Consider the following 20,463-nt stretch of genomic DNA (forward strand, 5'->3'; position numbering starts at 1 on the left):
GATGATGATTAGTGTAATATTAGTAGTAGCCATTAGTTTAGTTGCCTTAGTTAGTACCATTTCATTAATGGGGAAGAGTGATAGTAATTATTCTTCAGCTACAAAAGGGAATTTGTTGAATCTTAGTTATATTTATATTGGTCTTGCACTAGTATTAACTGTAGGCATCTTCTACTTCATAATAAAATTAGCTTGAATTATTGTTTAAGGTATACCATAAATAAGTATTTGTATAAATGTTTAAAGCATTTCTAAAGTAATCATAAAAATAATCAAATCTTGAGGTTTATAATTCATTTATGGCTAAGATTTGGATTAATAGCATGAAGCAGAGGTTAACTAATTTGTATTTTTTCTAAAAAAATAAAGTGGATGGTCAAAATACCACCCAAGTGGATGGTTTAATTTCATCCAATTTTATTATGATAGAATTATCAACTTAAAACCAATTTACTGTTGCTGATTATTGACAGAATGGAGATGAAAAGACGGGAGAAAAATATAGGCTTAATTGTATAAAGGTCATGTTTGTTCGAGTGATGTACATGACATTAACTATTTGTGAGTATTTGTGAGTATTTGTGAATTAGTTCACAAATGTGACAAAATTGTGAACTTAACTTACTGGTCTCTAGTTTAAGTACAACGTTTCACCAAAAGTGAAACGTTAATAGAGCGGTCATTTCTAAGAAAAACTGTCCGCTCCTTGGATATAACAATTAATTTATAACGTAGCGGAGATGATGAAATATGACATTGCCTATTTTGATTTTAACAATTCTCTTAGCCTTGTTAAAAATATTAGTTACTTGTCTTCCAACCGATGCAGTGAATTGGATTATCAGTAAATTTAAGCTGCATTCAGAACTTAGTGACGCGAATGCCATCGTAACCATTGACGGAAAACGCTTGGAAGGTGAAGACAAGATTCAAGTTATTAATTATTTTAACAAAGCGATATTTTTGAAAAAAAATCATATATTTCCAGGGAACGAGCAATTATTTTTGCATCCAGAGAACGGTGGGACTCCATTAATCATTGATACTAAAAGAGGCAAAACGGATGTTAGATTATTTGTGTACATTTACAACGACCACGTGGATGTAGTCAAACAGTACAAGAAGAAATTAATTGCGTATAGTCTGCTTTCCGATAGCCTCCAAGAACGTTCTATGCCAGTAATAAGGGATATAGTTTAAAAGGAACTGCACCCCAATTGTTAGACACCGTCTAACAATTGGAGGTGTAGTTTTTTTATGACAAAGTATTCATTTTTAAAAAATTAAAAGCTGTTTTTGCTTATTTAGAAGGAACGGAGTCAACTCCAGTATTATGAATAGTATCGATGACCTTCTGTCAGGTTTAGCTAACAAAAACATGCTGAAAACTTACAGCCCTATGATACATATCACTAACAACTACAATTGCCCTGTTTTCTGCAATTTTTAAAGCTGTAGTTGTATGGATGTTATAGGGAGATTCGCTATGATTAAGGCTGAAATCCACATTTTGGGTGATTATACTGATATATAGTTGTAAATAAAATCACAAAAATATCCAAATGATTTTTAGTATAATTCGGGTATTGGTGGGTAAAAGTTATTTTTCTGAAGAAAAAACATTTTTTTTATTGAAAATCCGAATATTATCTTGTGTAATTCACAAAAAGTATATATAATTACCTCAAACAACAGGTTTGGCAGGTGATAGTCATCTTACCGATAAACTCTAACGAAACGAAGAAATTGCTTTCTCATATGTATAATGAGGTATCGAAGGAATTGTTCGGCTTTGGTACGACGTTGCTAAAGGTTACTGTTGAGCTGAATGTGATTACATTTCAGGCCAAACATCGACGTGCCCCACGCTCTGAAGCTTTAGAGGGAGAAGTTCCTAGCCTAAAGCAGGAGGTTGATTTTCATATGTCACTGCTTTATAAAAAGAAATTAAGACAAAAGTTAGAAACGCAAACGGATTGGGATATTGAAGCCGTCCTAAGAGATTATGACTCAGCGACGCAACGGGCATTTACCAATATAGTATTGAAAGAAAAATAATATAATAATATAAATGGATTTCCACTTCGGATTTATCTGGAGGGAACGCCACAAAAGAACCAAATGATAGGTTTTATCTTTGTTTACAAAGAAAAGACAATCTTGGGTAGAATTTATATTCTATTTAAGATTGTCTTTTTTTACATTTATATTAGTAAGAAAGGCAACTTTAACCATATAAAAAACGGAGGTTTAATTGATGAAAAAAATAATTAGCTCATTTATGATGTTATCGGTTTTTGCAATAGTTTTAGCTGCATGCTCTTCAAATGAAAATACTTCTGATGGGAAAAAGCCAACAAAATTAGTCATTTCAACTTGGGGATTTGCTGAGGATTTCTTTCGACCTGAAGTTTACGAACCATTTGAAAAGGAGCACAATGTTGAAATTGTAATAGATTCAGGAAACAATGCAGATCGATTGAACAAAGTGCGTCAAGAAAACACCGATGTGGATGTTATCTATCTATCCGACTACTATGCACAACAGGGAATCGATGATGGTTTGTTTGAAAAAATTGATCATAGCAAGATTTCGAATATTGATAAAATTTATGACAAAGCAAAAGCTCCAAATGGCGATGAGTATGGACCAGCCTATACAATTGCGCAATTTGGAATTGCGTATAACCCTGATGAAGTGAGTAAACCAATTTCCTCTTGGAAAGATCTTTGGAGCAAGGATTTAGGTGAAATTACAATTCCATCAATTACTTCAACAACTGGACCAATGTTTTTAGATGCTGCTTCAAAAGTCAGTGGAAGTAATGAGTTTAATGAAGATAAAGCCTTTGGTCAAATGAAAAAAGTATTGCCAAATGTTGTTAAAGAATATGGACAAACCTCTGAGTTTGTCAACATGTTTTCGCAAGGAGAAATTGCTGCAGGTCCAATAATGGAAATGTACTTTGGCGATTTACAGGAAGCCGTTCCTAATGCTAAGTTCGTTTCCCCTAAAGAAGGCGGATACGCAGTCATGAATACGATGAATATCGTAAAAGGAAGCGATCAAAAAGAATTATCTGAAGAATTTATTAATTACATCTTAAGTAATGAAGTTCAGGAAAAATCAGCGAAAGCGAAGATCGACTCTCCAGTTAACACAGAAGTTAAGCTATCTAAAACAGAAGCAAAAGGCTTAACGTATGGAGAAGATGTTGTTAACAGATTATTTGTACTAGATATGAAGTTTGTTAATGAAAACTCTAAACAATGGATTGATCGTTGGAATCGTGAACTTGCACACTAAGAAAAAGAGGTTTGATCGATGAAAAAAAAATTGATTCTCGATGTGGATACAGGAATAGATGATGCAATCGGGATCATTCTTGCTGTTAAAAGCCGTCAATTTGACATATTAGGCATTACAACAGTAAACGGGAATGTATCACTTGATACTGCCACACGGAATACATGCAAAATACTAGATCTGTTGGGTGAACAAGAAATTTCAGTCATTAAGGGGGCAGATACTCCAATTATCAGGAATTCCTTTTTTGAACATCGAGTTCATGGGGAAGACGGTCTTGGAGGTGCCTTAAAGAATGTTGAAGTTAACAAGCAGCCTGATGATGGCTTTGCTTCTGACTTTATTATTAATTCCATTTTAAATTTCACTAATGAAGTAACACTTGTCATGACGGGACCTCTTACAAATTTGGCCCTGGCAGTTAAAAAATGTCCGCAAATTACCAAGCTTGTGAAAGAAGTTATCTTTATGGGAGGAGTTGTACAGGGGGTTGGCAATGTCACACCAACCTCGGAGTATAACACGTTTGTCGACCCTGAGGCAGCCAAAATTGTATTACAAGCGGGGTTCGAATCTATTACACAAGTTGGTCTTGATGTCACGAGAAAGGTTCTTCTAACAGAAGAGCATATACAATTGATTCAAAACAGTACACTTGCTGACTATATAAGAGACAGTACGTCTGAATATCGGAAAAGGTATTTTGAACGTAATAATATTTGGGCGTGTGCTATGCATGATCCATTAGCTGTAGGTATTGCTTTGCAAAAAGATCTTGTCACTAGTGAAGAATACTATGTGGATGTAGAAACAAGAAGTGAGATTTGTGACGGGCAGATGGTTTGCGACTTTCAAAACCGGCTGATGAAGCCAGCAAATGTAAATGTTTGTCTAGACGTCAATGCGGAGGCGTTTTTCAACCTGTTTATTCGCATAATCAATTCATAAATAATATGAACAGGGGGTTACGAGGTGAAAAAACGTTATCTATACCTGTTGCTGTTGCCAGGTGTTCTTTTTTTAACGATTTTTATGATTGTTCCAATCTTCTTAACGATTGGTACGACATTTTTTAATGAAAGTGGCTTTACTATCCAAGGGTACCTCGATTTTTTCAAAGATCGATACTTCATTGAAATTCTGCTCACGACACTTAGAGTGAGTCTGTTCACGACTATTATTTGTATTCTGTTAGGATTTCCAGCAGCTTATTATATTTCTAAGCTAGGAAAAAGAACAAAAGCTATCATGCTATTGTTGACAATTTTCCCACTATTAACAAGTCCGGTTGTTCGATCATTTAGCTGGATGGTGATTATCGGTAAAAACGGCGTGATAAATAAATTGCTGCTGAGTATAGGCTTGATCGACAAACCACTCGACATCTTGTACACGCCAACGGCTATTATTATCGGATTAGTCCATTTATTTTTGCCATTGATTATTGTAACACTGGTAGGAGTGATGGAAAATATCGAAACTGATCTATTAAAAGCAGCGGAGAGTTTAGGTGCTTCAAGATTGGCGGTATTTTCAAAAGTGATTATTCCACTTTCGGTTCCAGGTTTGGTCATTGGTAGTATTCTAGTTTTTGTAGGGAGCTTTACTGCGTATACAACGCCAGCATTACTTGGTGGGAAACAGCGTGTTATTTCGACGTTTCTCTATCAAAATGCCATTACATTGAATGAATGGCAAGTGGCATCAATTGTCGCTACGATAATGATCGCAGTAACTGTTCTTATCATATCAATAATGAATGGTTTGGCTAAAAAATTAAATCCAAAGGGGTAGAGGTGTATGCAGGAAAAAAATCGAGGATTGGCCCTGTTTACCTTCCTGGTGTTTCTCTTTTTACTAGGGCCTTTACTTATCATATCCGTTACGTCATTTGAAGGCGGCAATATTTTAAAATTCCCGCCAGAAGAATTTTCTTTAAGATGGTATGAAAATATTTTTAATGTGGAAATGTTTTTAATTTCGTTTAAAACGTCCATTCTAGTTTCACTTGCAGGCAACCTTTTGGCTCTTTTACTAGGAGTGCCAGCTGCCTATGCATTAAGCCGATTTGATTTTAGAGGGAAAACAATCATAAATGCATTTTTTGTTTCTCCTATATTAGTTCCGGGAATTGTGCTGGGCTTTGCGTTTTTACGATACATTGTGGGGACGTATCAGCTACCGATTTATGCGGCACTGTTTGTTGGACATACAGTCATAATGCTTCCTTTCATTATACGTGTGATTTCTTCAAGCTTATCAAATTTTGACTTTTCAATTGAAGAAGCGGCTGAGAGTCTAGGAGCGAGTAAGGTGGGTACCTTTTTTACAGTGGTCCTCCCGAATATAAAATCAGGAATCTTAGCAGCTGTCATGATTGCCTTTTTAGAATCCTTCAATAATGTAGACATTTCAGTGTATATGACAGGTCCTGGGGTAAGTACGTTTCCGATTCAGATGCTGACATATGTAGAGAACTACTTTGATCCTACCATTTCAGCTATTTCGGTATTACTCATGATCATTACGGCTTTCTTCATGTTTATAGTTGAACGGCTAATGGGCTTGTCCTATTTCACAAAACGATAAGGAGGTAATAATGGATGGCTTTATTTACATTACAAGATATTTCTGTAGCTTATAATAAACAAAATATTTTAAAAGACTTCAATCTTGAGATTGAAAAAGGAAAGCTAGTTTCTCTTCTTGGCCCTAGCGGCTGTGGGAAAACAACAACTTTGCGTTTAATTGCTGGATTTTTACAGGCAAACGAAGGGAAGTTTTTATTTAAAGATAAGGATTATACGAAAGTACCTGTTAACAAGCGGAACTTTGGCTTTGTGTTTCAAAACTATGCATTATTTCCGCATTTGTCCATTTTCGATAATATTGCATTCGGTCTTCGGCTTAGAAAGATTTCTAAAAGTGAAATTGAAAAGCGTGTTATGAATGTGCTAGAGACTGTTAATCTAAAAGGATTTGAAAAGAGATATCCACAAGAGCTTTCTGGAGGACAAAAGCAACGAGTTGCGATTGCAAGGGCACTCGTCATTGAACCTGATATCCTATTATTTGATGAGCCTTTAAGTAATCTTGATGCAAATTTGAGGGTGAATATGAGAGTTGAGATTCGCCGTATCCAACAAGAGCTGGGGATTACAACGGTGTATGTTTCGCATGATCAGGAAGAATGTTTCTCCATCTCTGATCAGGTAGCGATTATGAATAAAGGTGTCATTGAGCAGCTTAGCGATCCTGCGTCTATCTACAAATATCCTGAAACCAAATTTGTCGCTGACTTTATCGGTTTTAAAAACTTCATTGATTTTGATAAGCGCGTGGATCACGAGGATAGAATTGAACTTAGTAAGTCGGGTTATGTCTTTGTGATACAAAAGGACGCACAAATGTCTAATTTATCTGGAAAAATAGGGGCTATCAGACCGGACGATCTTTTAATTCGGGCAAAAGATATCTCTGAAGTTATTTCGGAAAATAGTATATCTGGCCGAGTTAAAGTTAGCACGTATCTGGGAAGAAGCTTTCAATATGTTGTTGAAACTCCAATAGGAGATTTCACTGTGAACAAGGAAATGACAGAATCTTATCGTGATGGTCAGGAAATTGTCCTTGAAATTCCGAGAAACCAGATGGTGCTTGTTGATTAGCTTAGGAGGGTAAGTTATGCAAATAGATATGCTGGTAAGAGATATCTACGTTTTTAACAGCTATTTTAAAAGATTTATTAAAGGAAATGCAGCTATCAAAGACGGGAAGTTTTATTATATTGGAGATCGGGAAATAGAGACCTTCCAACCGGCTCAGATTATTGATGGGCATGGTAAGTATATGGTTCCAGGTCTGATCGATATCCATCTCCACATTGAAAGTACGATGGTGACGCCGTCCACGTTTTCCTACGGGTTAATCAAGAATGGCGTGACAACGATCGTGCCGGAACCGCATGAAATGGCCAATATATTCGGAATTTCAGGTGTTAAGGAAATGATTAAAGCGAGTAAAGATTGCGTAGCAGATATGTTTTATGCAATCCCGAGTTCTGTTCCTGCGACGTCGATGGAAACAACAGGCGGTTCTATTGAAATTAGCGACATAGATGAATTGATCCAAACAGAAGACATTAAATGTCTGGGTGAAATCATGAACTACTATGAGATTATTTCCGACCCGGATTGTAAAACGAATCAGATTTTGTCTCATATCCGTTCTCGTTATCCCGATTTAATAATAGAGGGGCATGTTCCAAAACTGCTCGATTTAGACTTACAAAAGATAGCATATGCCGGAGTAAATTCAGATCACACCCACCAAACAGTGGAAGGAATGGATGCTAGGATTGCTGCTGGAATGTTTCTTGAGATTCAAGAAAAATCAATGACTAAAGAAGTTATCGATTACTTAAAGGAAAAACAAGTAGATGAACATTTCTGCTTTGTCACCGATGATGTTATGACTGACTCTCTTCAAAAAAGAGGACATCTCAATGTCCTATTAAAGAAAGCGATACAAATGGGCTTGTCCCCGGAAAAAGCTATTTATGCGTGCACTTACACACCTGCACAGCGGATGAGAATGTATGACCGGGGTACCATTGCACCAGGGAAAGTGGCTGATTTTCTGCTTGTATCAAACTTGGAAACCTTTGACATTGAACAGGTATACAAAAAAGGTGAGCTTGTTTATGAATCTTCACAGCCATACGTGCAGGTAGTAAAGGAGAGACAATTCCCTGAAGCGTTTTATCAAAGTGTGAAGCTTGAAGCACTTACAGAAGACGATTTTGATGTCCCACTTTCACACAAGCATGACCGCTGCAAATGCCGCATTATAAACGTGCAGAATGGTTCAACTTTTACAAGTGAGACACATGATATGCTTGATATAAGAGATGGTAAGTTATGCTGGGAAGAAAGCTCTTACGGTTTAATCGCAACATTTGAACGATACGGAAAAAACGGTAATCGTGCGCATGGGGTAATCACAGGGGATGTTTTAAAGCGGGGAGCAGTCGCCACCACCTATTCCCATGATAACCATAATCTATTGGTGATTGGTCGCAATAAGCAGGATATGCTGATTGCCGCAAACGAAGTAATAAGGAAGCAAGGCGGAGTCTGTTGCGTAGAAGATGGTAAAGTCCTTTCCATGATTCCTCTCCCTGTAGGAGGAATTCTTTCGGAAGAGCCATTAGACATTGTATCGGAACAGGTTCAGCATCTAACTAATGCTCTTAAGTCGTTAGGATATGAACATTACAATGTAATTATGTCATTGAGCACTTTATCGCTTCCTGTCAGCCCGGCTCTAAAAATAACTGACCATGGATTAATCAACGTAAATGAAGGGAAAATTGTCCCTCTTATAGTAAGTGATGAGGATTAGTTTAGTATATAAATCCTTTCTACATTAAATCAGGGAAAAAACTGATACCAAAAACCATGTAAAGTGGGGTTGGCTCAGTTTTTTCTCTTTTTAATCCAGTATTGTATTTTTGATAAGTTTTGCACTGCATCAGTTTTTTGGCCTGAATATTTGGCTTTCCTATCCAGTCTGCCAATTTATGCTAATAAATATTTTATCTGAATGGTTATTGAATTTCATTGACTCTTTTTTACTGATATGGTATAATTTTTCCAATCTAAGAAAAGGTGTGGTGTTTTATGTCGGGAGTAGGTATCAACTAATTTAGTTGAATAAGGTTTTTTAATCACTGGTTTATCAGTGCATTAAGTGTGCCTTTTTTTACAGTGTAAATATGCACTGTAAATACCTACCTTAAGACTGCTTCCTTTTCCATAATCGTGTAACATAAAGGTGTTACGACGAAAAGCATGGTGGGATTTGTCCTGCCATGCTTTTTCGTTGTAAGTAGGTCTATTTGACCTGCCGATTTTGTTATCGATAAAGGTCCTTATTATCTATAAGGCCGATGCCCGCAGGAGCTTTCTACTCAAATGAATGGCTGTCAATGCAGCCTGTTCATTTGTAAAGGTAGGAGGACTTTTGCGGGCATTTTTTTGGAATCAAGGATTTTTAATCTCTCACTCATTTAAGGAGGCAATCATAATGAATAAGATGACATATGAAAAATTACAATATATAGAACTGAAAGAAATGGTAAAAAAACATTGCATAAGTGGTTTAGGAAAAGCGTTGTTGGATCGGCTTCAGCCAAGTACTCAGTTGAATGTGGTTAAAATTCGTTTAAACGAGACGACTGAGGCGAGGAATTTACTGAATGCTGAAAACCATATTCCCTTAAAAGGCATATCTAATGTTGGATACCAAATTGAAAAGCTAGAAAAAGGAATGATTTTAGAACCATCAGAGTTAGTTGCAATAGCAGATTTTTTAAGAGGCTGCAGGAATATTAAGAAATTTATGAAAGATAAAGAATTCTTCGCACCCACATTGCATGCCTATGCTCACTCCATGACTGAATTCAGGAGTATTGAAGAAGATATTCAATTCGTTATAAAAGGAAATATGGTTGTTTCCGAAGCGAGTAAGGATTTGAAGCGCATTCGAAACCAAATAGTTAAGACAGAAAGTAAAATAGAGGAACGCTTAAATAAATTTTTAAAGAGTGGGGCGAACAAAGAGTTCATTCAGGAGTTTTTTATCAGTAAAAAAGATGATCGCTTTACGATCCCGATTAAAGCTTCTTATAAAAATCAAGTGGCTGGAACAATCGTGGAAGTATCATCTAAAGGGGCAACAGTGTTCATTGAACCAGCATCTGTGACCAAATTAAATGTAGAATTAGCGAGTTTAAAAGCTGAAGAATCGATGGAAGTGTATCAACTTTTAGCAACTCTATCCGGCACGATTTACGAGGAACTGAAACCAATAAAAATAAATATAGAACTAATCAGTCAATACGACATGATTTTCGCAAAAGCAAAGTTCAGTAAAAGCATGGATGCCATTGAACCGAAAATAAATAATCATGGTTATATTCAGTTAAAAGGTTGTAAACATCCTCTTTTACCCCAAAATAGCGTACCTTTGGATTTTGAGATAGGTAAGGACTATCGCAGTCTAATTATTACAGGCCCTAATGCCGGTGGTAAAACAGTGGTCCTGAAAACAATCGGTATCCTTACATTGGCTGTTATGTCAGGGTTTCATGTTGCCGGAAAAGAGGGAACGGAACTGGCAGTCTTTGATCAAGTATTTGTCGATATTGGTGATAACCAAAGTATTGAAAATGCACTCAGTACTTTTTCATCGCATATGAAAAACATCTCAGAAATCATGAGTGCATTAACCAATAATTCATTGCTGTTATTCGATGAAATAGGGAGCGGGACGGAACCGAATGAAGGCGCAGCTCTAGCTATTGCAATACTCGAGGAATTTTATCAAATGGGCTGCATAACAGTTGCAACAACCCATTATGGTGAAATTAAACGCTATTCGGAAATACACAGTGATTTTATGAATGCTGCCATGCAGTTCAATAGTGAAACACTAGAGCCAAAGTATAAGCTTTTGATCGGTCAATCCGGGGAAAGTAACGCCCTTTGGATAGCAAAAAAAATGGATGTGCGCGAAAAGGTTTTGCAAAAGGCAAAGCTTTATATCGAGAATAAAGACTATGACTTGAACCGTATCCAAGAAGGTAAAATCAAAAAACCGAAAGTAGCGGCGGTTCCAAAGGAAGCATTGTATGAATTTGAAGTTGGAGACAAGGTAAAGTTAACTGAACTGAATGGTTATGGCATTGTATATAAAAAAATGGATTCTTACAATAATGTAGTTGTGCTTTTCGAAGATACATTCATAGAGGTTCACGTTAATAGAATGGAGCTTGAAATAAAAGCCAGCGATTTATATCCTGAAGGCTATGACCTGAATTCTTTATTTGTCAGTTACAAAGAAAGGAAATTGAAGCGGGACCTTGAAAGAGGATCCAAAAAGGCGTTGAAGAATGTAGCAGCGGATATACGGAAGAAACTTGGTGAATAGTACGGTCATGAGACAGTAAATAAACCATTTTATATCAAACCAAAGTGCAAAAAAGCCTCTAAATGATAGGCTTTTTTGCATATTATTCGTGTGCTTTTGCTTACAGGCACTGACAAAAGTCTATTTTTGATTATTACTGATTTCTTTTACTTCTATCATTATATAGATTAATTAATTCTGCATTTTGCTTATTCATTTTTTTCACATTCTTATTAATCGTTGCCAATTCCCATAGTACAGCAAATCCAAAGATTATCATAAGCGATAAGTAATCCATTGTTGTCCTCCCAATTGATGTTTTGTACCTTTATAATTAAGCGATTCTTTTTACTTTCCTTGGATTCAATTCTTCAACTTGGGAAGGCAAGTTTTTTCTTTGATAATAATTGTTTTGAATCAATGCATATATCACTAAAAAAGTTCCCAGTAATTCGAATGATGTAAGTGATCCCCCTTGGATAAAAACAATGACTAATGTAGTTATCGGAACTACATTGATAAATAGAATTCCATTAATGGGAGTTAAAAGTTTAATACCTAAATTCCAGCTTAATAGTGCTATGGCACCGGGGAAAATAATCATAAAAATCATCTCGCCATAAATGGATTCGATAACCTCTGCTGTAGGGACGGACAGGCCCAGTACAGTTGCAAAGAATGTGATGATTCCTGATACAGATGTTCCTAAAATGCACGTTAAAGTCGAATAGCGGAGTGTTGACCATCCACTAAACTGGTTGCCGCCCATCGTATATATAACCCATCCTATAACCCCAATAAGAATGAAAAGGATGGGAATGATGCTGTCTTTCAATAAAAATAGGAATGATAAGTTTCCATTGGTAATAACAAGAATGGCCCCTATTAAGGCAAGGAGCATACTGGCGATGGTATATTTCATGGGTCTTGCATTTTTGAAAACCCACATTATCATAATTGAAATCATAGGCATTAATGATTCCATGATGGAAGCAACAATTACCCCGTTATGGCCCAGTAAGTCTTGACCTGAGAAAATGAGAAAATTGTATACTGTAAACGCCATCGTTCCAAAAAACAATAAATTCTTTCCTTTACCTTCCAAGCAAAAAGACTTCTTTCCCTCTTTAATTAAAAGCAATATCCCTAAAATTATGCTAACAGCTAAATATCGCAGAAAAGAGAAATAAATAGGATCAATATACCTTAGTGCCCTTTCTGCAACTGGAAACATGGCTCCCCAAGAAATACTGGCTGTCAAACATAAAAGTGCACCGATTAAAACTTGATTTTTCTTCATTAAAAGCTTCCCCTCAAAAAAATAATGATTGATTAAATTCCTATACACACCTTATGATAAAGTCATTATCATGTAAAATGACTTAAAATGAATATAACCATCATTATTAATGATATTTTGGAAAGGGGGTCACTTATATGGAAATGAGGGATTTGCAAATATTCCAGTGTGTCGCTAAATATGGAAGCATAAGTAAGGCAGCTGTTGAGTTAAATTACGTCCAATCCAATGTAACGGCGAGGATTAAGCATCTGGAGCATGAGTTACGGACGCCTTTATTCAATAGGCATAAACGTGGCATGTCTTTAACTGCAGAGGCACGAAAAATGCTGGAGTATGTAAATAAAATTTTGCTTGATATGGAAGAACTCAAGCAAGTATTCCTGGATAGTGAAACACCTACAGGGATATTGAACATCGGTACAGTTGAAACGGTCAGCGGTCTTCCTAAGATTCTAGCCTCTTATCATAAACAGTATCCAAATGTCGATTTATCCATAAAGGCTGGGTTAACAGAGGAGTTAATTAAAGATGTTATTGATCATAGGCTAGATGGCGCATTTGTTACAGGACCGATTAAACATCCACTCATTCAGCAATACGATGTGTGTACAGAAAAACTTGTTTTAGTTACAAGAAATGAAACATTAAACCTTGAAGAATTTTTAACAGAACCAATTTTAGTATTCAGTCAGGGGTGTGGATATCGCTCTAAACTAGAACAATGGTTGAAAGAAGAAGAAGTGATGCCTAAAAGGATTATGGAGTTCAATGTATTAGAGACCATCTTAACCAGCGTAACACTCGGCCTTGGCATAACCCTCGTACCACAATCAGCGGTAAATCACCTTGCAGCCAATGAAAATGTGCATGTTCATGCAATTCCAGAAGAGTACGGCAATATTTCGACTGTCTTCATTCACCGTAAAGATGCTTATTTGACAAACTCCATGCAAAGCTTCTTACAAACAATTGAAGCTCATCATGAATGTACGGTTAAACAGATTTAATCAAAAGCTTGGAACCATTCCTGAGCCAATATGAAATCATATCTCTTTACATAAAATGATTAAGGATCGCTGAAACTTGGGCTTGTCCCGAACATGCAAGAAATAATAGCAAAAAGACGATTTTCCCCTTGGATTAGGTAAAATCGTCTTTTCCATTCCAAAAATACTAGCAGGAGTTTTATGTATACACGTAGTTAGAAAGTTAGGAAACGCGTGTGCCCAAGGAATAACTGGTATCAGGTTAATGGGGAAGTCCCTATGACTATTAAGTAGCTAACGTAAAACCAGATTCGACAATGATTTCTTTGCTGTTGTAAGATGAATGAAAAAGCCAGAAAAGGGGTGAATGATTTGGTTCTATTATTACCGTCGTTGATTGAAAAAGTAGGGATCATCGTGATTGCTGCATTCCTGCTTTCTTATATGAAACCCTTTCGGCAAATGATTGGTCATGAACATCAAATGTCAAAGAAAATCATGCTCATAACACTTTTTGGGGCATTCGGAATTATAAGTAACTATACAGGAGTCGAAATTGGGAATCATGTAATACCAGAAAGTGTTTGGCATACTGAGATAGCTCCCGATAACGCTATTGCGAATACGCGGATCATGGGAGTAGCGATCGGTGGTTTGCTAGGGGGACCATTTGTTGGTTTAGGTGTCGGTTTGATTGCAGGGTTGCACCGTTATTCTCTTGGAGGTTTTACAGCGGGGGCTTGTGCCATAGCAGCAATTTTGGCTGGAGTCTTATCGGGGTTTTTAGGTAATAGGCGTCGAAAGTATGGGATGATCACTCCCTGGTTTGCTCTTCCTATTTGTATGGCCTTAGAAGCGATTCAAATGGTCATTATACTATTAACCGCTAAACCATTTGAAAGGGCGTGGGAGCTCGTAGAAGTAATCGGACTCCCTATGATTATTATCAACGGGTTTGGCACTTTGCTATTTATGCTCATCATTCAATCCACTATGAGGGATGAAGCACGGACGCGGGCTGTACAAACGAACCTTGCGTTTTTGATTGCTGATCAGACATTGCCTTATTTCCGACAAGGATTAAATCAAACTTCCTGTAAGAAAATAGCACAAATCATTTTGGGGCTGACTGAAGCCGATGCTGTGGCCATAACCAATGAACACAGTGTCCTTGCTCATGTGGGTGCTGCTTCTGATCACCATGTCCCAAAGGAGGGAATAGCTACAGGCTTAACGAGAAAATCCCTTGAACAAGGCAAAATTATTATAGCTAAAACAAGAAAGGATATTTATTGTTTCCATGAACTTTGTCCATTGCAAGCTGCCGTAGTCCTGCCATTGCAAGTCCAACAGAAAACGGTCGGAACTTTGAAGATGTATTTCAAGCATCCCGATAAATTAAGCCAAGTAGAACAAGAGTTAGCTGAGGGATTGGCGAAACTATTTTCCACACAATTGGAACTAGCCGAAGCGGAAATGCAAACGAAATTATTAAAAGATGCTGAAATCAAGGCTTTACAGGCCCAAGTCCACCCTCATTTCTTGTTTAATGCGATCAACACGATATCTGTTTTATGCCGGACTGATGTGGAGAAAGCAAGAAATTTATTGTTGGAGCTAAGTGCCTTTTTTCGTAGCAATTTACAAGGTGCTCGTCAAATACTAATTCCGCTTGAAAAAGAATTAGAGCATGTCAACGCTTATTTATCACTAGAGCAGGCCCGATTTCCAAATAAATATCATATCGTGTATCGAATTGAGCCAAGTCTTAAAGAAGTTCTGTTGCCTCCATTTACGTTACAGCCACTTGTTGAAAATGCGATACACCATGCCTTTCCACATGTGAAGAGCAATGTTGAAATTATCATTCATGTATATTTTAAAAACGAAATGATGTGTATTGTTGTAGAAGATAACGGGAAAGGGATTTCAAGCGAGAAATTAGATGAATTAGGTAAACATGCTGTAAAATCTAATAAAGGAACAGGAACCGCCCTTTATAATATCAGTGAACGGCTAGAAGGTATATATAATGGTCATGCCAGCCTCTCTATTGAAAGTGAAACTGGTCATGGAACACAAGTGAAAATATCAATCCCACTTAACGAAAAAGGAGTATATGTCAACGATGATGAAAGCATTTATCGTAGAAGATGAACCACTGGCAAGAGATGAATTGAAATATCTTCTGAAGAGAAGCAGACAGGTTGAAGTTGTGGGCGAGGCTGATGGGATAGAAGAAGCCATGAGGGATATCCCTCGATTGAATCCTGATCTTGTCTTTTTGGATATTGAGCTTGCGGAGGGAAATGGTTTACTATTGGCTAAACAATTAGTAGAACTAGACCATGCGCCTTCGATTATTTTTGCGACGGCTTATGACGAGTTTGCCCTTCAAGCCTTTGAATTATATGCTTTTGATTATCTATTAAAGCCATTTAATGAAAAAAGAATTCGTCAAACTTTGGATAAAATTATGAAACTCCATAAGATCGGGGAAGACGAATCTAGGATAAAATCTCCTGATAATCGAACCGCGGTTGAACAAACAAGTAAATTGGCTGTTGTAATAGATGATCGGATTGTCTTGATTGATAGGGACAACATTATATTTTTAGGATTCATAGAAGGAAAGACAATCATTAAAACCGAGGATAATGAATATAAAATAGGTGACCCTCTCATTGTGCTTGAAAGGAAGCTCGACAATCGCTCTTTTTTACGCGTGCATCGCAGTTTCATTGTAAATATTGTCCATATATTAGAAATACAACCTTGGTTCAACTCGACTTATAACCTCATTATGAGTGATGGATCAAACATTCCAGTAAGTCGCACATATGTGAAAGAGCTAAAGCAGCTTATTGGTTTTTAATATTTTAACAATTCTGCATTTTAACTTCTTTATTTTGCAACCCATCCCTCATTATTTGCATTATAACTTGAAAACCATTTGAATCCGCTTTCATTGTGATATCATCATTTTACGATGTAAGAAATAGAGGGGGTTCAAAAATGAATGCGGTTCCAATCGTCATAGGCTCCATTTGTATTTTAATGATTGCCTACCGTTTATACGGGACATTCATAGCACTCAAAGTGTTAAAGCTCGATGATTCTAAGCCGACTCCGGCTCATAAATTAGAAGATGGAAAAGATTATGTACCAACAAATAAATGGGTGGCATTTGGCCACCATTTTGCAGCCATTGCAGCTGCTGGTCCACTTGTGGGCCCCATCTTGGCTGCACAATTCGGCTATTTGCCAAGTTTATTATGGCTTTTAATCGGAGCTGTAATCGGGGGAGCCGTCCATGATGCCGTGGTGCTTTTTGCGTCCATGCGTAAAGACGGTAAATCCCTATCGGAAGTAGCGAAAGAAGAACTTGGACCTGTAGCAGGCTTCTGTACAGGACTAGCGATGCTTTTTATCATTACTATTACGATGGCAGGACTTTCAATGGTCGTTCTGCATGCTTTAGAAAATAACCCATGGGGGACCTTTGCTGTTGGGATTACAATTCCTATCGCAATGGGTGTTGGGATTTACCATAAAAAAACTGGCAATCTAAAAGGTGCCACCATTGTCGGGTTCGGGCTCATTATGGCCGGGATTTTACTTGGGCCTAACATTCAAGGTACAGCACTTGGGGAATTATTGACACTAGAAGCAAGCACACTTGCTATTATTCTACCAATCTATGCTTTCTTCGCAGCCGCATTACCGGTTTGGCTGCTGCTCGCACCGCGTGATTACTTGAGTACATTTATGAAAATTGGTGTGTTTGCCGCATTGATAATCGGCGTTTTCGTGGTAAATCCAGAGATACAATTTCCTGCGGTTACGGAATTCATTAATGGCGGAGGTCCGATTGTCGCCGGTCCGGTTTGGCCATTTATTTCAATAACCATTGCCTGTGGTGCCATTTCAGGATTCCATGCATTTGTTGGATCAGGCACAACTCCAAAAATGTTAAATCGCTGGAGTGATATAAAATCCGTTGGTTTCGGTGCGATGCTTGTAGAATGTGTAGTTGCCATTATGGCATTGATTGCTGCAGTTTCCCTGCAACCAGGCGATTATTTTGCCATTAACTCCTCACCTGAAGTATTTCAAACATTAGGCATGGAAACCGTACATCTTAACGAACTTAGTGAGGAAATTGGCATTAATCTTGAGGGAAGAACAGGTGGGGCAGTTACACTTGCTGTTGGGATGACCTATATTTTTACCGGAATTCCCTTCTTTGACAAGTTGGCTTCATTTTTCTTCCAATTCGTCATCATGTTCGAGGCGGTCTTTATACTAACCGCAATCGACTCTGGGACACGTGTTGCCCGTTACTTAATCCAGGACTTCTTCGGAGAGTTTTATAAACCATTAAAGAAAGTCGACTGGTTACCGGGTAACATTTTCGCCAGTGCGTTAGCCTGCTTTATTTGGGGCTATCTTCTCTACTCTGGTGACATTGGTTCAATTTGGGCACTCTTTGGTGTATCAAATCAGCTTATGGCCTCGATTGGACTCATCATCGGTGCGACTGTCGTCTTAAAAATTGCAGACAAACGTTGGTATATATGGACATGCCTCGTACCTCTTGCCTACTTATATGTAACGGTTAATGTAGCGGGGTACTGGATGGTAAGAAACGTATACTTAAATCCAGAATCTGCAGGATTTAGTATCTTAAATGGTGTATTATCTATCACCATGTTATGCCTAGGATTAGTCATTCTTATTTCAGCCTTGAAAAAATGGCGGGAGCTTTGGAAGATCCCACAAGCCGAACTTTTGGAAAAGTCAGCATAATGTTAAAGAATCCGGGCGAAAGTTGCCCGGGTTTTTTAGATTCATTTATATCCAATCAACTTCAAAAGAATATTGTGAACAGAAAAAAAACGACCTAATGTCTAAAATATCTAAACAGTATAACGAGAAAAAAGTCCTTTGTTAATCGGTTAAAAAGCTTTTATTTCCCGATTCATGACATTTATTTTAAAGTAAAGGAACTTGAGCCTGAAAAAGGAAAGTATCAATAACCCCAACTTTGTTAATGATAACAAATGAGGAGGTGTGATACTATGGCAAAAGATGTTCTATGTGAAGTGAATAATTGTAAATTTTGGGATTCTGGAAACAAATGTAGTGCTGATGCTATTTATGTAGTTAGTAATAAAGGGAAACAAGCATCTAATAGCGAAGAAACTGATTGCAAAACATTTGATCCAGAAATTTAAATCATCGGGGGTAACCATCATACTGGTTACCCTTCTTTATTTATATTATTGATAACAATTATCATTTTCATTCAAGATTATAGAAATTCATTTTATTTTTTCTGCATGACCTCGTGAGATTCGTGAGTTAGTGCGTAAACTTGAGTTAGAGCGATAAATTCTGAGTTTGGGCGATAAATTCGAGAGTTTGAGCAATTTACTCGTGAATTTAGCAGTTTTACTCGTGAGTTTGAGCTGTTTACTCGTGATTTTGTGCAATTTACTCGTAAATTTAGCTGTTTTACTCAGAGTTCGCAATTTACTCGTGAATTTAGCAGTTTTACTCGTGAGTTTGAGCTGTTTTGCTCAGAGTTCGCACTTTACTCGTGAATTTAGCAGTTTTACTCGTGAATTTGGCTGTTTACTCGAGAGTTAGAGCAGTTTACTCGTGAATTTAGCAGTTTTACTCGTGAGTTTGAGCTGTTTACTCGTGAGTTTGAGCTGTTTACTCGTGAGTTTGAGCAATTTACTCGTGAGTTTGAGCTGTTTACTCGTGAGTTTGAGCTGTTTACTCGTGAGTTTGAGCTGTTTACTCGTGAGTTTGAGCTGTTTACTCGTGAGTTTGAACTATTTACTCGTAAATTTAGCAGTTTTACTCGTGAGTTTGATCGATTACTTTTGAAATGGTCAGCCCATCACCGATTGGAATAAGCAGGGATTCTAATTGAGGATGATTGGCCACAGTTTCATTGAATGTCTTCATAAATGCAGTATAATGTTTAGGTTCAGCATCCTGATCCGCCACACTGCCTCCCACAAGTACGTTATCCATGACGATTAAAGCACCCGGTTCCGCCAGTCTAATGCAATATTGCAGGTAATTTTCATAATTGTCCTTGTCAGCATCTATAAAGAAAAAATCAAATCGCTTGTTATCACCAACGAGTTTTTCAAGGCTTTGCAAAGCTGCTCCGGTCATATATGATACTTGATCGCCAAAGCCAGCTTTGGATAGATTAGCATAAGCTAACTTTGCGTATGACTCTTTTAATTCAAGGGAGGTTAATTTTCCTTCGCTGCCGAATCCCCTGGCAAGGCAAATTCCGCTATAGCCCCCAAGAGCTCCTATTTCCAAAACATTTTTAGCTCCTGAAATGGATATAAGCATGGTAAGAAGTTTTCCAGATGAGGGAGATACCGATATGGACGGCATTCCATTTTCTTGTATGGTCGTAATGACTTCTTCCAAAAGAGCATCTTGGGTATAAAACAATGAATCGATATAACTGTTAATTTGTTTCATTCATTTCAATTCCTTTCTCATCATTATTGGAAGCTTCCTTTTCTTCACTTTTTTTATCGGCTGCCTCACTTTCTTGTATTTCAAATAATTGAATAAATTCGTTGATTAACATATCAATGGCTTTCAATTCACCGACTAAGATTTGGTTTATGGATTGAAACTCTGGTTTATCTAATTGCTCCTTGATGGTTGAACGTTTAAGATTCATCATTTCTAAAAAAGCAATTGCCCTTCCGCGGCGAAACGTTTTTGGACCACGATGGTGTGAACCATGCTCTTTTCCTTTGTGATGCTCACCACGGTGATGTCCCTCTCTCTTGAAATCCTTGAATTTTTCATTTTTCATTATAAAACCCCTTCCTGTGTATACGATTGTA

Annotated in this window: 20 protein-coding genes; 15 read left to right on the forward strand and 5 right to left on the reverse strand. The window is 37.3% G+C overall.

Translation table 11 applies throughout. The annotated features are described in order from the left end of the window. Window position 1 precedes the first annotated feature (1 nt). The 9 genes from JFU50_RS14405 to JFU50_RS14445 all read left to right on the forward strand — a co-directional run bounded on the left by JFU50_RS14405 (window position 2) and on the right by JFU50_RS14445 (window position 8,710). Window positions 2-196: a hypothetical protein gene (locus JFU50_RS14405; RefSeq protein WP_201223025.1), complete on the forward strand. Its 195-nt coding sequence runs from the start codon at window positions 2-4 to the stop codon at window positions 194-196. A 554-nt stretch (window positions 197-750) separates the two neighbouring features. Then, the gene (locus tag JFU50_RS14410; protein WP_201223027.1) at window positions 751-1,200 is read left to right on the forward strand and encodes a YfmQ family protein; all 450 of its coding nucleotides are present in this window, start codon (window positions 751-753) and stop codon (window positions 1,198-1,200) included. A 558-nt stretch (window positions 1,201-1,758) separates the two neighbouring features. Then, window positions 1,759-2,058 carry a DUF2294 domain-containing protein gene (locus tag JFU50_RS14415; protein ID WP_082527362.1) on the forward strand — a complete coding sequence of 100 codons (300 nt, stop codon included), beginning with the start codon at window positions 1,759-1,761 and terminating at the stop codon, window positions 2,056-2,058. A 199-nt stretch (window positions 2,059-2,257) separates the two neighbouring features. Then, the gene (locus tag JFU50_RS14420; protein WP_201186706.1) at window positions 2,258-3,307 is read left to right on the forward strand and encodes an ABC transporter substrate-binding protein; all 1,050 of its coding nucleotides are present in this window, start codon (window positions 2,258-2,260) and stop codon (window positions 3,305-3,307) included. A gap of 18 nt (window positions 3,308-3,325) precedes the next feature. Further along, a complete protein-coding gene (locus JFU50_RS14425) occupies window positions 3,326-4,255 on the forward strand; it encodes a nucleoside hydrolase (RefSeq protein ID WP_201223029.1) in 930 nt (309 codons plus the stop codon). 24 nt (window positions 4,256-4,279) lie between these two features. Continuing rightward, a complete protein-coding gene (locus tag JFU50_RS14430; protein ID WP_056520065.1) occupies window positions 4,280-5,101 on the forward strand; it encodes an ABC transporter permease in 822 nt (273 codons plus the stop codon). Window positions 5,102-5,107: 6 nt separating this feature from the next. Next, on the forward strand, window positions 5,108-5,896 hold the full coding sequence (locus tag JFU50_RS14435) for an ABC transporter permease (RefSeq protein ID WP_201186702.1): 789 nt from the start codon (window positions 5,108-5,110) through the stop codon (window positions 5,894-5,896). Window positions 5,897-5,910: 14 nt separating this feature from the next. Continuing rightward, entirely contained in the window at window positions 5,911-6,975 is a 1,065-nt protein-coding gene (locus JFU50_RS14440) for an ABC transporter ATP-binding protein (RefSeq protein WP_201223032.1), read from the forward strand. Window positions 6,976-6,991: 16 nt separating this feature from the next. Then, entirely contained in the window at window positions 6,992-8,710 is a 1,719-nt protein-coding gene (locus JFU50_RS14445; protein ID WP_201223034.1) for an adenine deaminase C-terminal domain-containing protein, read from the forward strand. 19 nt (window positions 8,711-8,729) lie between these two features. On the opposite strand, the gene JFU50_RS14450 is transcribed toward JFU50_RS14445, so the two are convergent. Then, complete coding sequence (locus JFU50_RS14450) at window positions 8,730-8,885, reverse strand: hypothetical protein (RefSeq protein ID WP_201223036.1); 156 nt, start codon at window positions 8,883-8,885, stop codon at window positions 8,730-8,732. Between the two features lie 509 nt (window positions 8,886-9,394). Here JFU50_RS14450 and JFU50_RS14455 point away from each other — a divergent pair. Beyond that, complete coding sequence (locus JFU50_RS14455; protein WP_201186696.1) at window positions 9,395-11,299, forward strand: endonuclease MutS2; 1,905 nt, start codon at window positions 9,395-9,397, stop codon at window positions 11,297-11,299. Between the two features lie 133 nt (window positions 11,300-11,432). Here the strand turns inward: JFU50_RS14455 and JFU50_RS14460 are convergent, their stop codons facing one another. Beyond that, the gene (locus JFU50_RS14460) at window positions 11,433-11,576 is read right to left on the reverse strand and encodes a YrzO family protein (RefSeq protein WP_201223038.1); all 144 of its coding nucleotides are present in this window, start codon (window positions 11,574-11,576) and stop codon (window positions 11,433-11,435) included. A gap of 36 nt (window positions 11,577-11,612) precedes the next feature. Further along, the gene (locus tag JFU50_RS14465; protein ID WP_201186693.1) at window positions 11,613-12,578 is read right to left on the reverse strand and encodes a DMT family transporter; all 966 of its coding nucleotides are present in this window, start codon (window positions 12,576-12,578) and stop codon (window positions 11,613-11,615) included. Between the two features lie 137 nt (window positions 12,579-12,715). On the opposite strand from JFU50_RS14465, the gene JFU50_RS14470 reads away from it, so the two are divergent. From JFU50_RS14470 to JFU50_RS14490, 5 genes are all read left to right on the forward strand, one after another. Then, window positions 12,716-13,588 carry a LysR family transcriptional regulator gene (locus JFU50_RS14470; protein WP_201223040.1) on the forward strand — a complete coding sequence of 291 codons (873 nt, stop codon included), beginning with the start codon at window positions 12,716-12,718 and terminating at the stop codon, window positions 13,586-13,588. A 318-nt stretch (window positions 13,589-13,906) separates the two neighbouring features. After that, window positions 13,907-15,724, forward strand: coding sequence for a sensor histidine kinase (locus tag JFU50_RS14475; RefSeq protein WP_274608347.1), 1,818 nt, complete (start codon window positions 13,907-13,909; stop codon window positions 15,722-15,724). Further along, complete coding sequence (locus JFU50_RS14480) at window positions 15,696-16,442, forward strand: LytR/AlgR family response regulator transcription factor (protein ID WP_201223043.1); 747 nt, start codon at window positions 15,696-15,698, stop codon at window positions 16,440-16,442. The genes JFU50_RS14475 and JFU50_RS14480 overlap by 29 nt, the downstream gene beginning before the upstream one ends. A gap of 140 nt (window positions 16,443-16,582) precedes the next feature. Continuing rightward, entirely contained in the window at window positions 16,583-18,376 is a 1,794-nt protein-coding gene (gene cstA, locus JFU50_RS14485) for a carbon starvation CstA family protein (protein ID WP_201223045.1), read from the forward strand. A 272-nt stretch (window positions 18,377-18,648) separates the two neighbouring features. Further along, window positions 18,649-18,804, forward strand: coding sequence for a DUF1540 domain-containing protein (locus JFU50_RS14490; protein WP_082527361.1), 156 nt, complete (start codon window positions 18,649-18,651; stop codon window positions 18,802-18,804). Between the two features lie 631 nt (window positions 18,805-19,435). Here the strand turns inward: JFU50_RS14490 and JFU50_RS14495 are convergent. Next, window positions 19,436-20,086 (reverse strand): O-methyltransferase, encoded by a 651-nt coding sequence (locus tag JFU50_RS14495; protein WP_056520039.1) that lies wholly within the window; start codon window positions 20,084-20,086, stop codon window positions 19,436-19,438. Further along, window positions 20,073-20,432, reverse strand: a complete 360-nt coding sequence (locus JFU50_RS14500; RefSeq protein ID WP_201186685.1) for a hypothetical protein — start codon at window positions 20,430-20,432, stop codon at window positions 20,073-20,075. Before JFU50_RS14500 ends, JFU50_RS14495 begins: the two co-directional genes overlap by 14 nt. Window positions 20,433-20,463: the final 31 nt, after the last annotated feature.

Origin of the sequence: Peribacillus sp. TH14 (genome assembly GCF_016651145.1) — a bacterium.
GTDB classification, from domain to species: Bacteria; Bacillota; Bacilli; order Bacillales; family DSM-1321; genus Peribacillus; species Peribacillus butanolivorans.

Coding starts and splice junctions, on each gene's coding strand:
- JFU50_RS14405 (WP_201223025.1), top strand. CDS start 2: ATGATGATTAGTGTAATATTAGTAGTAGCCATTAGTTTAGTTGCCTTA.
- JFU50_RS14410 (WP_201223027.1), top strand. CDS start 751: ATGACATTGCCTATTTTGATTTTAACAATTCTCTTAGCCTTGTTAAAA.
- JFU50_RS14415 (WP_082527362.1), top strand. CDS start 1,759: ATGTATAATGAGGTATCGAAGGAATTGTTCGGCTTTGGTACGACGTTG.
- JFU50_RS14420 (WP_201186706.1), top strand. CDS start 2,258: ATGAAAAAAATAATTAGCTCATTTATGATGTTATCGGTTTTTGCAATA.
- JFU50_RS14425 (WP_201223029.1), top strand. CDS start 3,326: ATGAAAAAAAAATTGATTCTCGATGTGGATACAGGAATAGATGATGCA.
- JFU50_RS14435 (WP_201186702.1), top strand. CDS start 5,108: ATGCAGGAAAAAAATCGAGGATTGGCCCTGTTTACCTTCCTGGTGTTT.
- JFU50_RS14440 (WP_201223032.1), top strand. CDS start 5,911: ATGGCTTTATTTACATTACAAGATATTTCTGTAGCTTATAATAAACAA.
- JFU50_RS14445 (WP_201223034.1), top strand. CDS start 6,992: ATGCAAATAGATATGCTGGTAAGAGATATCTACGTTTTTAACAGCTAT.
- JFU50_RS14455 (WP_201186696.1), top strand. CDS start 9,395: ATGAATAAGATGACATATGAAAAATTACAATATATAGAACTGAAAGAA.
- JFU50_RS14460 (WP_201223038.1), bottom strand. CDS start 11,576: ATGGATTACTTATCGCTTATGATAATCTTTGGATTTGCTGTACTATGG.
- JFU50_RS14465 (WP_201186693.1), bottom strand. CDS start 12,578: ATGAAGAAAAATCAAGTTTTAATCGGTGCACTTTTATGTTTGACAGCC.
- JFU50_RS14470 (WP_201223040.1), top strand. CDS start 12,716: ATGGAAATGAGGGATTTGCAAATATTCCAGTGTGTCGCTAAATATGGA.
- JFU50_RS14475 (WP_274608347.1), top strand. CDS start 13,907: ATGAATGAAAAAGCCAGAAAAGGGGTGAATGATTTGGTTCTATTATTA.
- JFU50_RS14480 (WP_201223043.1), top strand. CDS start 15,696: ATGATGAAAGCATTTATCGTAGAAGATGAACCACTGGCAAGAGATGAA.
- cstA (WP_201223045.1), top strand. CDS start 16,583: ATGAATGCGGTTCCAATCGTCATAGGCTCCATTTGTATTTTAATGATT.
- JFU50_RS14490 (WP_082527361.1), top strand. CDS start 18,649: ATGGCAAAAGATGTTCTATGTGAAGTGAATAATTGTAAATTTTGGGAT.
- JFU50_RS14495 (WP_056520039.1), bottom strand. CDS start 20,086: ATGAAACAAATTAACAGTTATATCGATTCATTGTTTTATACCCAAGAT.
- JFU50_RS14500 (WP_201186685.1), bottom strand. CDS start 20,432: ATGAAAAATGAAAAATTCAAGGATTTCAAGAGAGAGGGACATCACCGT.